The 14,913-nt window shown below is 69.0% G+C and carries 10 protein-coding genes; 5 read left to right on the forward strand and 5 right to left on the reverse strand.

Annotation, left to right across the window (positions count from 1 at the left end; all coding sequences use genetic code 11):
- Position 1: 1 nt before the first annotated feature.
- The 3 genes from ABD747_RS16295 (at position 2) to lysX (ending at position 4,547) form a co-directional block, all read left to right on the forward strand.
- Complete coding sequence (locus ABD747_RS16295) at positions 2 to 367, forward strand: ArsR/SmtB family transcription factor (RefSeq protein ID WP_344806420.1); 366 nt, start codon at positions 2 to 4, stop codon at positions 365 to 367.
- Positions 364 to 1,059: a cation transporter gene (locus ABD747_RS16300; protein WP_344806422.1), complete on the forward strand. Its 696-nt coding sequence runs from the start codon at positions 364 to 366 to the stop codon at positions 1,057 to 1,059. Before ABD747_RS16295 ends, ABD747_RS16300 begins: the two co-directional genes overlap by 4 nt.
- A gap of 122 nt (positions 1,060 to 1,181) precedes the next feature.
- Positions 1,182 to 4,547: a bifunctional lysylphosphatidylglycerol synthetase/lysine--tRNA ligase LysX gene (gene lysX, locus ABD747_RS16305; protein WP_344806424.1), complete on the forward strand. Its 3,366-nt coding sequence runs from the start codon at positions 1,182 to 1,184 to the stop codon at positions 4,545 to 4,547.
- A gap of 332 nt (positions 4,548 to 4,879) precedes the next feature.
- Here lysX and ABD747_RS16310 read toward each other — a convergent pair whose 3' ends face one another.
- Together ABD747_RS16310 and ABD747_RS16315 are read right to left on the reverse strand one after the other, a co-directional pair.
- Entirely contained in the window at positions 4,880 to 6,157 is a 1,278-nt protein-coding gene (locus ABD747_RS16310) for an MFS transporter (RefSeq protein ID WP_425562545.1), read from the reverse strand.
- Between the two features lie 31 nt (positions 6,158 to 6,188).
- A complete protein-coding gene (locus ABD747_RS16315) occupies positions 6,189 to 6,902 on the reverse strand; it encodes a rhomboid-like protein (RefSeq protein WP_344806426.1) in 714 nt (237 codons plus the stop codon).
- Between the two features lie 110 nt (positions 6,903 to 7,012).
- On the opposite strand from ABD747_RS16315, the gene ABD747_RS16320 reads away from it, so the two are divergent.
- Complete coding sequence (locus ABD747_RS16320; RefSeq protein ID WP_344806702.1) at positions 7,013 to 8,659, forward strand: HAD family acid phosphatase; 1,647 nt, start codon at positions 7,013 to 7,015, stop codon at positions 8,657 to 8,659.
- A gap of 147 nt (positions 8,660 to 8,806) precedes the next feature.
- Here the strand turns inward: ABD747_RS16320 and metG are convergent, their stop codons facing one another.
- From metG to ABD747_RS16335, 3 genes are all read right to left on the reverse strand, one after another.
- Positions 8,807 to 10,594 carry a methionine--tRNA ligase gene (gene metG / locus ABD747_RS16325; RefSeq protein ID WP_344806428.1) on the reverse strand — a complete coding sequence of 596 codons (1,788 nt, stop codon included), beginning with the start codon at positions 10,592 to 10,594 and terminating at the stop codon, positions 8,807 to 8,809.
- A 49-nt stretch (positions 10,595 to 10,643) separates the two neighbouring features.
- Entirely contained in the window at positions 10,644 to 11,156 is a 513-nt protein-coding gene (locus ABD747_RS16330) for a hypothetical protein (RefSeq protein ID WP_344806430.1), read from the reverse strand.
- Positions 11,157 to 11,271: 115 nt separating this feature from the next.
- A complete protein-coding gene (locus ABD747_RS16335) occupies positions 11,272 to 12,066 on the reverse strand; it encodes a VOC family protein (RefSeq protein WP_344806432.1) in 795 nt (264 codons plus the stop codon).
- Positions 12,067 to 12,276: 210 nt separating this feature from the next.
- Here ABD747_RS16335 and ABD747_RS16340 point away from each other — a divergent pair, with 210 nt between their 5' ends.
- On the forward strand, positions 12,277 to 14,865 hold the full coding sequence (locus ABD747_RS16340; protein ID WP_344806434.1) for a hypothetical protein: 2,589 nt from the start codon (positions 12,277 to 12,279) through the stop codon (positions 14,863 to 14,865).
- Positions 14,866 to 14,913: the final 48 nt, after the last annotated feature.

A 14,913-nucleotide genomic window follows, 5' to 3' on the forward strand; every position in this document is an offset into this window, starting at 1 on the left:
GATGTATCGTCAGACCGTGATCGTCTCCTCGCCGACCGATGCGTTGTCCCGATTCGGTCACGCCCTGTCAGACCCGACCCGCACCCGCGTCCTGCTCGCGCTTCACGAGGGGCCGGCGTACCCCGCTGATCTGGCCGCGACGATCGGCGTGACTCGGCAGGCGATGTCCAACCACCTGGCCTGCCTGCGCGGCTGCGGTCTCGTGGTCGCCGTGCCCGAGGGCCGCCGTGCACGCTACGCGCTGACCGATCCTCGCCTCGGCCACGCCCTGAGCGATTTGCTCGACGTGGTTCTGGTGGTCGACCCTGCCTGCTGCGGCGGAGAGGTCGATGCGGCCACCGCACGCCCCCGGGCCGCCGGCCGATGACATTGCTGTCGCTGGGCCCCTCCCCTGCGCGACGGGCTCTCCTGGCACGCCGAATCCGTCTGCTGGTTGCCGCGACGATCACCTACAACGTGATCGAGGGCGTGGTCGCGCTGACCGCCGGCGCCAAGGCCTCCTCCTCGGCGCTGATCGGATTCGGGCTCGACTCCATCATCGAAGTGTCGTCGGCAGCCGCCGTGGCCTGGCAATTCGCCGGGCCGGACCCGCGCGCCCGCGAACAGGTCGCCTTGAAGATCATCGCCGGTTCGTTCTTCGGACTTGCGATCATCGTGACCATCGACGCGGTGCGCACCCTTGCCGGGTCCGCCGAAACCGCCCCTTCCGCCGTCGGGCTGATCCTGGCCGCTCTCAGCCTGGCCATCATGCCGCTGCTGTCGTGGGCGCAGCGCCGCGCCGGCCGCGAACTCGGATCCGCCTCCGCCGTCGCCGATTCCAAACAGACTCTGCTCTGCACCTACTTGTCGGCCGTTCTGCTGATCGGTCTCGGTCTGAACGCCCTGTTCGGCTGGTCCTGGGCGGATCCGGTCGCAGCCATGATCATTGCGGCCGTCGCCGTCAAGGAAGGCGTCGACGCCTGGCGCGGCGACGCCTGCTGCGCCCCTGGAAACGCACGCGAGATCAGCGATCACACAGGCTGCAGCGACGACTGCGCATGCTCAACGCGGCCGGAGTAGACGGTCGAAGGCTTCGCTCCCGTCCCCGACGACGAGACCGGTCGGTACGATCACCGCAATGATCCGGTCGGCACCCTGACGGAGTGCCCGACGGGCCGGCCGCGTTCGAGAGGGTTCCGCCGATGACCGCTGTGGCAAAGCCCACCCCGGGGCTGGCCCGTCCGCCCGCCGGTCAGCTGGCCGAGATCATCGGGAGCCGGATCCGTGACGACCGGTGGCCCGATCGTTTCGCCACGGCCGGATTCCTCTATGCGCTGTTCGTGATCGTCGGCGTCTTCATCCCACCGCTGCACCGCTACCTCGCTCACGAGAACGACATCATCTCCGTCCTCACCATCCCGGTGGTGCCCAACCTCGTCTATGCCGCGCTGCTGATCCTGGTCGCCGTCGCGCTACGTCGCCGGCTCCGCGCCGCGTGGTGGGCGCTGATGATCTGGTGGCTCGTGCTGCCCCAGCTCGCGCGCATCCTGGCCATGATCGTCCAGATCCGGCCGGCCGTGGTGATCGGATTCGTGCTGATGTCCGTCGTCACGGTGATCGCCTGGCGGGTCCGCAAGCAGTTCTCGGCCCGCGGCGTGCGCGGCAACCTCTGGGCGGCCGCGACCTGCTTCGTCGTCGGCGGGATCGTCACGCTGACCCTGGGCACCTGGCTGACCCAGCGGTTCGGGGAGACCACCGGCGTCGCGGCCTCGGTCGGTCATGTGCTCGGCGAGATGCTGGGTGACGTCGGCCGGCTCGTCAGCGCCGACAAGGTGACCTCCCCGCTGTGGGTGCGTTTCCTGATCAGCGTGATCGGCGCGGCGGTGATCATCTGGTCGACGTACCTGCTGTTCCGGGCGCCGCGCTCGACCCGCACCCTGGACGCGGCCGACGAGGCCCGGGTGCGGACCCTGCTCCGGCGCTACGGCGACGAGGACTCACTCGGCTACTTCGCCACCCGGCGCGACAAGTCGGTGGTCTGGAGCAACGGCGACCCCGCCACCGCGCCCGCCGGCGTGTCCTATCGGGTCGTCGGATCGGTCAGCCTGGCCAGCGGGAACCCGGTCGGCGATCCGCTGCACTGGCCGACCGCGATCGAGCGGTGGCGTGCCCAGGCCCGGGCCAACGGCTGGTCGCTCGCGGTGATGGGCGCCGGCGAGAACGGCGCGGCGGCCTATACGGCGGCCGGCCTGGAGGCATACGAGATCGGTGACGAGGCGATCCTCGACCTGAGAACGTTCTCGCTGAACGGACCCGGCATGAAGGCGGTCCGGCAGTCGGTGAGCCGGCTGCAGCGGCGCGGCTACACCACCCACGTCAACCGGCACTCCACCATCGATCCGATCCACTTCCGGTTGCTCACCGATGCCGCCGCCCAGTGGCGCGGTGACGGCGGCGACGAGCGCGGCTTCTCGATGGCCCTCGGCCGGCTCGGCGATCCACTCGACGGCGACTGCCTGATGGTCGAGGTGCACGACGCCGACGGGCGCGTCCGCGGCTTCCTCAGCTTCGCCCCCTGGGGACGGACCGGGGTCTCGCTCGATCTGATGCGACGCGACCCGACCGCAGACAACGGCCTGGTCGAGCTGATGGTGGCCGGGCTGGCCGACCGCGCCGCGACCTTCGGAATCGGTCGGGTGTCGCTGAACTTCGCCATGTTCCGGGAGGCGTTCGAGCGCGGTGCCGAGATCGGGGCCGGCCCGCTGGCCCGGCTGTGGCGGCAGGCGCTGGTGCTGGCCAGCCGCAACTGGCAGCTCGAGTCGCTGTATCGGTCCAACGCCAAGTACCAGCCGGCCTGGCAGCCACGGTTCATCTGCTTCGAGTACATCTCCGACCTGCCCCGGGTCGGCACGGCCGCCGGTAGCGCCGAAGGCTTCCTCACCGCGCCGTCGTTGTCGCTGCTGCACCGGCACGGCCGCGAGGCGAGTGCCGGCGCACTCGAGCGGTCCGGCGAGGAGTACGCGGCGCAGGTCACGGCCTTCATCCCCAGCGAGCCGGACGCGGTCGCGGCGGCCCTGTCCACCACGCACCTGCCGGACCAGATGAGGGTCCGGCGCGACAAGGTGGACCGGCTGCGGGCGCGCGGGGTCGATCCCTATCCGGTCGGTTCGCCCCGGACCCACACGCTGGCCCGGGTCCGGTCCGAGGCCGGTGTGCTCCCTCCGGACACCCGGACCGGACGTACGGTCTCGGTCACCGGCCGGGTCATGCTCAAGCGCAAGCTGGGCAAGCTCGGCTTCGGCACGCTCCGCGACGGCAGCGGCGATCTCCAGGTGATGATCGAACAGGACCGGGTCGAACAGCCGACGTACGACCTGTGGCTGCACGACATCGACCTCGGCGACCACGTCGGGGTGACCGGCGAGGTGATCACCACCCGGCGCGGCGAGCTGTCGATCGCGGTGGATGCCCTGCAGCTGAACAGCAAGTCGCTGCGGCCGCTGCCGGACAAGCACAAGGGCCTGACCGATCCCGAGGCCCGGGTCAGAGCCCGCTACGTCGACCTGATCGTCCGGCCGGAGGCGCGCGACATCGCCTACGCCCGCTCGACCGTGGTCCGCAGCATCCGGGAGTCGCTGCACCGGCGCGGTTTCACCGAGGTCGAGACGCCGATCCTGCAGCTGATCCACGGCGGCGCGAACGCTCGGCCGTTCGAGACCCACATCAACGCGTACGACCTGGATCTGTATCTCCGAATCGCGACCGAGCTGCACCTCAAGCGGTTGGTCGTCGGCGGGATCGAGAAGGTGTTCGAGCTCGGCCGGCAGTTCCGCAACGAGGGCGCGGACTTCAAGCACAATCCGGAGTTCACCTCGATGGAGGTCTACGAGACCTACGGCGACTACAACACCATGCGGGTGCTGACCCAGGAGCTGATCCAGGAGGCGGCGATCGCCGTCTACGGATCGCCGATCGCCCGCCGCGCGGACGAGAACGGCGCCGTGGTCGAGTACGACCTGTCCGGCGACTGGCCGGTGAAGACCATCTGCGAGGCCGTGTCGGAGAAGCTCGGCGAGGAGATCACCGCCGACACCCCGCTGGACGTGCTGCTCCGGCATGCCGAGGCGATCGAGCTGGAGCTCGACCCGGACGCCGGCTGGGGAGCGGTGCTGGAGGAGATCTACGGCGAGCTGTGCGAGTCGACCACCACGACGCCGGTCTTCTACACCGACTTCCCCAAGGAGAACGCGCCGTTGACCCGGCAGCACCGGGGCGATCCCCGGCTGGCGGAGAAGTGGGATCTGGTGATCTTCGCCGCCGAGCAGGGCACGGCCTACTCCGAGCTGATCGACCCGCTCGACCAGCGGGCTCGGCTCACGGCGCAGTCGTTGCTCGCCGCCGCCGGAAACCCCGAGGCCATGCAGGTCGACGAGGACTTCCTGACCGCGCTGGAGTACGCCATGCCGCCCACCGGGGGGATGGGGATGGGCGTCGACCGGCTGGTGATGAACCTGACCGGGCTCAGCATCCGCGACACCATCCTGTTCCCGCTGGTGCGGCCGTCCTGAATCGCCCCCTCAGCACGCACCACCCCGAAAACCCCGCCACGGCCGGAAAATGGTGCGCCGCCCAGCGCCCGGCGGCCCGAAAACCCCGCCACGGCCGGAAAATGGGCTGCCACCCAGCGCCCGGGAGGCCGAAAACCCCGGCCACGCCCGGACTCTGGACCCGCCGGGCTCCGGACCCCCGAAATCCCGCCATGGCGGGAAAATGGGCCCCCTCCGGCGCCTAGCGGGCCCGAAATTCCCGCCACGGCTGGAATTCGCTGTGAGGCCACTCGATCGAGGCCGGGCCGAAGCCGTGACCGACCGGGATCGGAACCGTCGGGAGTACGGCCAGATCAGCTGTCGGCGACGGTCAGCGCGAGTGCCTCGTCGTACGTCGCCTCGACCAGGTGGGCGTCGATCGGGGCGAGGTGGCGGCGGCCGGCGAACAGGATGCCGACCGCGGTCAGCAGGCCGGCGCATCCGACCCAGTACGGCGCGGCGGAGCCGAGCGCTGCGGCGATGACCCCGGCCAGCGCCGGCGCGATCGACCCGCCGACGAAGCGCACACCGGAATAGGTCGACGAGGCCACCGCGCGCGGCAGGTCGGTCGCCTCCATCACCGACTCGGTCAGCACGGTGTTCATGACACCGAGGAACAGACCGCCGATCACGATCCCGACGATCAGCACCCACAGGCTCTCGACGTTGGTGGCGAGCACCGCCATCAGCACCGCGAGCAGGGTGAGCATGGCGTACAGCGTCCGGCGGCGACCGAACCGGTGGGTCAGCCGGGGCGCGACGAAGACCGAGGTCAGCGCCAGCGCGATGCCCCAGGCGCAGAAGACCAGGCCGAGCTGGTGCGCGCCGAAGGTGCTGAAGCCGGCGGCGTGGGCCGCGTCCTCGAGCGGGAACGGGCTCCACGCGAGCAGGCTGAAGAAGCCGAAGTTGTAGAACAGCGCGGTCAGCCCGAGGGTGAGCAGGGCCGGGTGCCGCAGCGCGCGGAAGGTCGCGGTGAGCTTCACCGGGGTCGGCTTCTCGGTCGGCTTCCCCAGCAGGACGAGCAGCGCGACCAAGGCGATCGCCATCAGCACGGCGGTGCCGAAGAAGGGTCCGCGCCAGGAGATGCCGCCGAGAGCGCCGCCGAGCAGCGGGCCGATGGCGATGCCGAGACCGAGCGCGGCCTCGTACAAGATGATGGCGCTGTCCGCGCCCCCGGCGGCTGCACCGACGATGGTCGCCAGCGCGGTGGAGATGAACAACGCGTTGCCGAGACCCCAGCCGGCCCGGAAGCCGATGATCATGCCGACGCTGTCCGAGGCCCCGGCCAGTGCGGCGAAGACCACGATCAGCGCGAGGCCGGCGAGCAGGGTTCGCTTCGCCCCGATCCGGCTGGAGACGAAGCTGGTGAAGAACATCGCCAGCCCGGTGACCAGCAGATAGCTGGTGAACAGCAGCATCGTCTGCGCTTCGGTCGCGCCGAGGTCGTGGCTGATGGCGGGCAGGATCGGGTCGACCAGGCCGATACCCATGAACGCGATCACGCAGGCGAACGCGACCGCCCAGACGGCTCGCGGCTGACGCAGGATGCTTGCCTTCTCGGTCGGGACGGAGTCGGTGGTGGTTGAGTGCATGGACACTTTCCGGGAGAATTAATTAGCCTTGCTATGTAACTATAGCACTCTTCCGCCCGGTTTGCACCATCGCGGGCCGCCGGAGCGCGGCGGTGTGCAGCAGCCAGCTCAGGGAGATCCCGATCAGGTACGCGGCGGCGTGGCCGAGATTGGTGAAGTCGCGAAACCAGATGACCAGCACCGCGATCACGGCCAGGGTGGCCAGCCCGTAGACCGTCCGCCACGACGGCGGCACCCGGAACAGGAGTGCTCCGATCGCGGCGAACATGCCGTAGCTGACGCCGACGTCCGGCTTGACCACCACGCTGAAGCCGACGATGTGCCGGTGCAGAGCGGTGATCTCGAGCATCATCACGACCAGCGTCGCGCCGACGTGACCGAAGACGATCACCAGGATCGTGGACACTCGCCCGAGCCAGCGCTGCACCTCGCCGTAACAGATCAGCACGGGCACGATGAGGATCAGTCCGGTCGCCGGCGACACGACGAACGCGCTGAGGAAGAGCACGGCGAACGGATGGGCGGCCATGTTCGCGAGGTTGGTGCTGCTCTGCTCGACCAGTGCCGCCAGCCGGTGCGGCGGCTGGATCGCGATCATCAGGCTGATCACGACGACCATGGTCGAATACAGGATGGCGACGTCGCGACCGTGTGCCCACGGCCGGAACGGCACCGGCCACTGCCGGCGCAGCCAGGTCAGCAGGGCGGCCGTACGTCCACTGCCCGGCCCGGGTTCATTGATCACCTCTGCATTGTCGGCCCGCGCCTGTTCCAATCCGTCACAGGCCGGTGTTAGCGTCGCAAGGTCGCCCGGATCGGGGGCTCGACGCCACGGGAGAGGAGTCGTTCGTGCGCATGCGCAGACTGGTGACAGGATTCGTCGCCGTCGGACTGGGATGGGCGCTGCTGCAGCCACCAGCCGACGCGACCCCGAGCGCGGACCACGGGGCCTCGGCCACCGGCGCGATCGGCACATCGACTGGGCGCCTGACGCCGCGCAGCCACTTCACCATGAAGCCGGACGGGTCGAGCGGGCTCACGGCCGGTGGTGAGGGCATCCCCAACATCGACTCGGTGAAGAAGACGATCTACACCTACTACGGCGATCCCGGCACCGGTATCGCGAACAAGGAGAACTCGCCCTACATCGCCGAGATGGACGCGATCGTCCGGCATGAGCTGCGGAAGCTGCCGAGCGAGTACAAGAAGGCCAAGGCGCGGCACCAGCGGCCGGCGCTGGTGTTCGACACCGACGACACCACGCTGATGACGTACGACATGGAAGTCGCCGACATGCACTTCAACTTCGACCCGGCCGAGCAGGACGTCTGGGTCCAGGGCCAGAAGTTCCCGGCGACGCCGGGCATGGTCGACCTGGTCGACAAGGCGAAGAAGATGGGCTTCACGATCTTCGGGCTGACCGGACGCAACGACAACCAGAAGGCCGCGACGCTGGGCAACCTGGCGAAGGTCGGCTACGACCCGGGGGCGTTCGTCGACAAGCGGTTCTACACGAAGTGGGTGTCGGGAGCCAAGCCGCCGTCGTACATCACCTGTGCCACGTCCAGTTGCACGACGGTGGAATACAAGGCCGGCACCCGCAAGCACATCGAGAAGCTCGGCTACCGCATCGTCGCCAACTACGGCGACCAGTGGTCCGACCTGATGGGTGGTCACGCGGATCGTTCGGTGAAGCTGCCCAACCCCACCTACTACCTGCCGAGCGCGAACCTGCCGGGTCTGAGCCAGCCGAAGCTCGCGCCGCGGAACCACTTCACGATGGCGCCGGACGGCTCCAGCGGGCTGACCGAGAGCGGCGAGGGGATTCCCAACATCGACTCGGTGAAGAAGACGATCTATGCCTACTACGGCGACCCCGGGACCGGCATCGCGAACAAGGAGACCTCGCCCTACATCTCGGAGCTGGCAAAGATCACCAAGAAGCAGAAGGCGGAGCTGAAGAAGCGCTACGCGCAGGCCATCAGGCGGGGCGAGAAGCCGGCGCTGGTGTTCGACACCGACGACACCACCCTGATGACCTACGACATGGAAGTCGCCGACATGCACTTCAACTTCGACCCGGCCGAGCAGGACGTCTGGGTCCAAGGCCAGAAGTTCCCCGCCACCCCGAGCATGGTCGGCTATGTCAACGAGGCGAAGAAGATGGGCTTCACGATCTTCGGGCTGACCGGACGCAACGACAACCAGAAGGCGGCCACGCTCGGCAATCTGGCGAAGGTCGGGTACGCGAACGGCACCTTCGTCGCCGACCGGTTCTTCACCAAGTGGACGGGGACGGGGTCCAGCCAGCAGCCCGGCTACATCACCTGCGCGACCGCGAAGTGCACCACGATCGAATACAAGTCCCAGACCCGCAAGCACATCGAGCACGACCTCGGCTACACGATCGTGGCCAACTACGGCGACCAGTACTCCGACCTGATCGGCGGCTACGCCGACCGCACCGTCAAGCTGCCGAACCCGACCTACTACCTGCCGTAGCCTCCACCGCACAGTGCCCTGAGCCTGTCGAAGGGCCGCCTCGAATGCGCTTCGACAAGCTCAGCGCCCCATCCATTGCACGTGCCCTGAGCCTGTCGAAGGGCCGCCGCGGACGCGCTTCGACAAGCTCAGCGCATGAAGACCGGGTCAGGTCGCGATGCTGGCCCAGTCGGGGCCGGTGACCCCGAGGGACTCGTCCAGCTTGGTGAACAGCGGGGTCGGCTTCGCGAGCGGCCGGCCGACCTCGATCGGAGTGCTCGCCCAGCGCGCCTGTTCGCCGGCGTAGTCGCCCATCAGCACCGGATAGTCCGGAGCATCGTCCTCGCCGACCGTGCGGATCTCCGGTTGGGCCGCCCACACCCCGGTGCCGCCGAGCGCCTCGTGCACCTTCTGCGCGGCGTGCGGCAGGAACGGGGTGAGCAGCGTGTTCGTGTCCGAGACGACCTGCAGCGCAGTGTGCAGCACCGTGTCCCGGCGGGCCGTGTCGTCCTTCAGTTTCCACGGCTCGGTGTCGGAAAGGTACTTGTTGGCCGCGCCGGCTAGCCGCATCGCCTCCGAGATCGCCTGCTTGAACTTGTTCTGCCCGAGCAGCGAGCCCACCGTGTCGAACGAGGCCCGCGAGGTGGACAGCAGTTCGTGGTCGATGTCGCGCAGCTCGGTCGGTGCCGGGATCGCGCCGTTGTTCTTGTGCGCCATCGAGATCGAGCGGTTGACCAGATTGCCCCACTCGTTCGCCAGCTCGAAGTTGGTCCGCCGGACGAACTCCTCCCAGGTGAAGTCGGTGTCGGTCGTCTCCGGACCGGCCACCGCGATGAAATAGCGCAGCGCGTCCGGTCCGAACTCGCGGAGGAAGTCGCCGACATAGATCACCTTGCCGCGGCTGGTGGAGAACTTGGATCCGCTCATGGTGAGGAACTCGCTGGAGACCAGCTCGTCGGGCAGCCGGAGTTCCCCCATCGGGCCGGTCCGGCCGCCGTGGTCGCCCTCCCCGTTGTGACCGAGCAGGATGCCGGGCCAGATCACCGAGTGGAAGACGATGTTGTCCTTGCCCATGAAGTAGTAGCCACGGGCGTCCGGATTGATCCACCACTGCTGCCAGGCGTCCGGATCGCCGGTTCGCGCCGCCCACTCCACCGAGGCGGACAGATAGCCGATCACCGCGTCGAACCAGACGTACAACCGCTTCATCGGCTGGTCCCGCCAACCGTCGAGCGGCACCGGCACACCCCAGTCCAGATCGCGGGTGATGGCCCGCGGGCGCAGATCCTCCAGCAGGTTCTGGGAGAACTTGAGCACGTTCGGCCGCCAGTCGGTCCGCGAGGCGAGCCACTTGCCGAGGGAGCCGGCCAGCGCCGGCAGATCGAGGAAGAAGTGCTCGGTCTCGACGAAGACCGGCGTCTCGCCGTTGACCCGGGACCTGGGATTGATCAGGTCGACCGGGTCGAGCTGGTTGCCGCAGTTGTCGCACTGGTCACCGCGCGCCCCGTCGTAGCCGCAGATCGGGCAGGTGCCCTCGATGTAGCGGTCCGGCAGCGTCCGCCCGGTCGACGGGCTGATCGCACCCATCGCCGTCTTCGGCACGACGTACCCGTTCTCGAACAGGCCCAGGAACAGCTGCTGGACCACCCGGTAGTGGTTGCGGGTGGTGGTTCTGGTGAACAGGTCGTAGGACAGGCCGAGCCCCTGCAGGTCCTCGACGATGACCCGGTTGTACTTGTCGGCGAGCTGGCGGGTGGGTAGCCCTTCCTTCTCCGCCTGGACCAGAATCGGAGTGCCGTGCTCGTCGGTGCCGGACACCATCAAGACGTCGTGACCGCTCATCCGCATGAAACGGGAGAAGACGTCGGACGGGACCCCGAAACCGGAGACGTGACCGATGTGGCGCGGGCCATTGGCATATGGCCAGGCCACGGCGGTCAGCACGCGAGAACTCATGGGCCCAACCCTAGACGGTGGGCACAGCCCGCGGCGTCGGTCCGATTCGTCAGCGTTCCCGGCGGACGAGGAACACGGGATAGCGATCTGCCACGGCGGCGAACTCCGCCACCGGGGCACCGCGCAGCACCGGGACGTGCGGGCGGGCGCCGGGCGCAAGGTCCAGGTAGCGCCGCAGGATCGGACCCCGGTCGGACACCGGAACCTCGGTCAGCACCACCGGTTCGCGGTGGTTGTGTACGAGCGTCGCGTGCCCGTCGGCGGCCCGCACGTTGCGGACCCAGTTCACGTCCTCGCCGAGCATGGACACCACATAGCGCCGGGCCTGGTACAGCACCAGCACCAGCGGCACGTCGATGATCCGGCCCGACCGCCGTCCGCGCACCTCCAGGGTGATCGCGGTCGGCGGGGTGAGCACACCGCTGGCGAAGTGCCGCGCCGTGATCGCGTTCAGCGCCCGGGCGAGCGGCCGCGGGCGCCGGTCCGGATAGAGCCAACGAAGGCACGCATACCAGCTCCGGCGTACCCAGTCGCCGGCCCGCACGGACGTGGTGTCGCTCATCGCGGCATCCAGCCAAGCACGCCGACGGCGCGCCCACCAGGGACGACCCGCCATCCGAACCGGGCCGAAGGTCCCGATCGGGACCGCGGATCGGAGTGCGGGCTCGACCTGGGGATCAGCCCGGCGTCGCGGCTCCCGCCTGCGGAGTCACCTCGTTCAGGAGGAACACCTCGCCCGCGACCCCGCTGACCGCGGCCATCCGGCCAAACGGCGTGTCGAACGGAGCGACCACCACCGCCCCGCCCAGCTCGACCACAGTCGCGATCGTGCCGTCCAGGTCGTCGACGGCGAAGTACGTCCGCCAGTGCGGTGGCACCCCCTCCCCCACCTCCGCCGCGGTTCCGATCCCGCCGACCGTCCGCCCGTCGAGCTCGACCGTGGAGTAGGAGAACCGTTCGTCGCCGATCTCGGTGTAGGTGTAGCCGAACACGGTCGCATAGAACTCCTTGCCGGCCAGGTAGTCGCCCGTCATCGCCTCGTTCCAGGCCAGCGAGCCCTGCTCGTTGTAGCGGTTGACGCCGGTGTGCTGACCCGACTGCCACAGCCCGAACAGGCAGCCGGTCGGGTCCACCGCGAACGCCATCGTGCCGAAGTCGCCGATCTTCATCGGCGGAGCGAAGACCGTCCCACCGGCCGCGGCGACCCGGGCCGCGGCCGCCTCGGCATCCTCCACCGCGACGTACGTCGTCCAGGCCGGCGGCGGGCCGTCCGGACCCTGCACCGGTCCGATCCCGGCCACCGGCTCGCCGTCCACGCTGGCGACCGCGTAGTAGCCGAACTCCTCACCGCTCTCGCTGAACTCCCAGCCGAAGACCCCGGTGTAGAACGCCTTCGCCGCGGCGAAGTCCGGCGCCATCAGATCGACCCATGCCGGCGTGCCCTCCGGCCACGCCTCTTTCTTGACTGGCATGTCACTTCCTCCCCGACCGCCCGTGCGGTCCTGATCGGAGGCTACGACCCGGCACCGACAGTCCACGAGATGCCGCCGGGTCGTCGTCTGCGCGCCGAGATCCGGTCCGAACGGGCAGCGACGACTGCCCGTTCGGTTGCCCGTTGGTTCATGGCCGGCCTCTCCCGGCGCTGGCACGCTCGATCACGGTGCCGGCGGAGAGGATCGGGGATGTACGTCAGCGCGACCGACCGGCGGTACCCGGCCGATCCCGCTCGCCCGGTCCGCCCGCCGCCGCCCCGCGCGGAGAGCACCGGCGCCGCCCTGCTCCACCTCCAGCGCTCGGCCGGAAACGCGGCCGTGGCTCGGCTCGTCGTGCAGCGGTGCGGCGGCGAGGTGCACGACGGCTGCCCCTGCCAGGACGGGAAGGACGACGACGCCGAGGGCCCGGTCCAACGATCGGTCGGACCGGCCGCTGATCGTCCGGCGGCGACGACGTGGCCCGCAGCCGTCCAGCGCGTGCCGGGCAGCTACGACGCCGCGGAGCAGAAGAAGCTGATCACCGAGGCACTGCGCGACAAGGACATCGGCAAGGTCAAGTCGATCGACGACGGCGCGTACACCCTCGCCGACGACAGCCAGGCGATCGATCTGATCATGATCCTGCTCAATCAGGGATGGGTCGGCCCCCGGGACGAGAACGCGATCTACCAGATCTGGAAGAGCCGCGGCAAGGGTGTGCTCGACCTGGCCACCAAGTACACGTACGTGTGGAACATGTGCCTGTCCAGGGACGTGACCACCATCTGGGACCTGCCGGACCTCGCACCGGTCAAGAACGAGTTCAAGCAGGCGGTGGCGGCACGGGCTCGGGGCTATCTCGACGCCAACACCAAGACCGTGGCCACCGAACAGGCGCGCTACGGACTGGACGACGGCAGCGCGGCACCCACCGACCAGCAGGGCCGCGAGCGGGAGCGCCTGATGGTCGCGGCCGGCGAAGTCCAGAAGGCCCGCGATGCGATCAAGACGATGGACCGGATGCTGGTCGGCTACAACCACGTGACGGGCACGCCGACGGCGTCGCGGACCCAGCGCTGCGCGGCGATGTTCAATCCCGAGATGCCACCACCGCTGCCCGGCCATGCTCCGACGCCGGCGGCCGAGGACGCCGTGCTGCCGTCCTGGGACGACACCCACAAGAACTACGAGCGAGCGAATGCACTGATCCAGCACCACACCCGGCAGTACCCAGCGCTGGTGGCGCTGCGCGAGGACACCGAGCTCAACGACGTGGCCAAGCTCGGGGTGTCCTCGGAGCTCCCGGCCAATCAACTGACCTCGATGCAAATCGTGAAGCAGGCGCTCGCCACGACCAAGGCGAACATCGACAAGACCTATCCGCTGCTCTCCGACGCGAAGAAGGAGTTCGCGCTGGAGCTGCAGCCGATCCACGAGCAGCTGTTCCTCTCCGATCCGACCTGGCAGCAGCCTTTCCGCCGGCTGGTGGCACAGCGGGCAGTGAAGGAGCACGACAACGTCGAGTTCTGGAACACGATGGCCTTGCCGGCGGTCGGGATGGCGCTGATCGTGGTCGCCGAGATCGCCTCCGGCGGGTTGGCGACGTTCTTCTTCGCGGCCGCGGCGGCGGGCAGCATCGCGCAGGCCGCCGAGAGCTGGGACAAGTACTTCACCCTGAAGGCGGCATCGGAGACCCATCTCAGCGCCGAGACCGAGCTGCTGACCCGGGACCGGGCCAGCGAGCAGTTGCTCACCGCCGCGCTGGACACGGTGATGGCGTTCGTCGACGCCTACAGTGCGGCCAAGGGCGGTATCGACGCGGTTGCGAAGGCGCGCAACGCCGAGGCGAAGCTGGGATCGGCGTTGGGAAAGGAGGCGACCGTCGCCGCGGCAGAGGCGAAGGCGTCCCGGGTCGGGGTAGGCGCGGGCCACGAGGTCGCGGCGACCCGACGTGGAATCGAGCGCTGCAGCCCGGAACCGTGCCCGCTGATCGGGACCTTCTGGGAGAACACGCTGGAGCGCCATCCCGACGTCAAGGGCCGGCTGGAGAAGGACGCGGCGCTCGCCCGGACCGACCCGGTCTACGCGGCCCGCGACGCGGCCGCCGCCGACCAGTCGCTGCAGAACATCACCCAGCTCGAGGTGGAACTGTGGGCCGCCGCGATGCCCACGGCCATGACCCGCGGGGAGGTGAAGTTCACCAGGATCAAGCGGCTACCCGAGGCGCGCGCGGACATCGCCAACAAGACCCTCACCGCCGAGGACCTGGCAGTGGTCGAGAAGAACGTCGCGGAGATGAAGGCAGACGGGCGGCTGGCAGCCGACTACGTCTTCACGCCGAAGGCCGCCGTCGGTGCGGTGGTCCCGCTGGACCAGGCCGTCAAGGCAATGGAGATCATCGGGGTCAAGATGAGTGCCAACTCGGCGGTCGCCGAGTGCTGGCGGATCGCGGCGGAGGCCGCCCGGGGCGGTGCCGAGCTGACCGCGGAGAACTATGTGAAGTTCTACGATTCCGCCCGCGGCCGGTTCTGGCGGCTGCTCGGCAAGGACGAGCATGCGGCGGCGAAGAAGTTCTTCACCGACCACGGCTTCACCATCGACGGCTCGGGTGCGGCGTATCTCGATGTCGGCGGCGTGCACGCGCAGGAAGTGAGCCTGGGCCTGGACCACATGCTGCCCAAGGCGACCGGCGACAACTATGCACACGCCCTCGACGCCGAGCACCTCCAGTTCCTGATGCAGGCGGACAACACCAAGCTCAGCCACCTGGAGAAGGGCAAGCCGTCGTTGCGACGCTGATCACGGGTGGGCGGTCCAGTTGCCGTGCTCGCCGGCCGCTCCGGCCGG

The sequence above is a fragment of the Microlunatus ginsengisoli genome, from assembly GCF_039537205.1.
Classification (GTDB): Bacteria; Actinomycetota; Actinomycetes; order Propionibacteriales; family Propionibacteriaceae; genus Microlunatus; species Microlunatus ginsengisoli.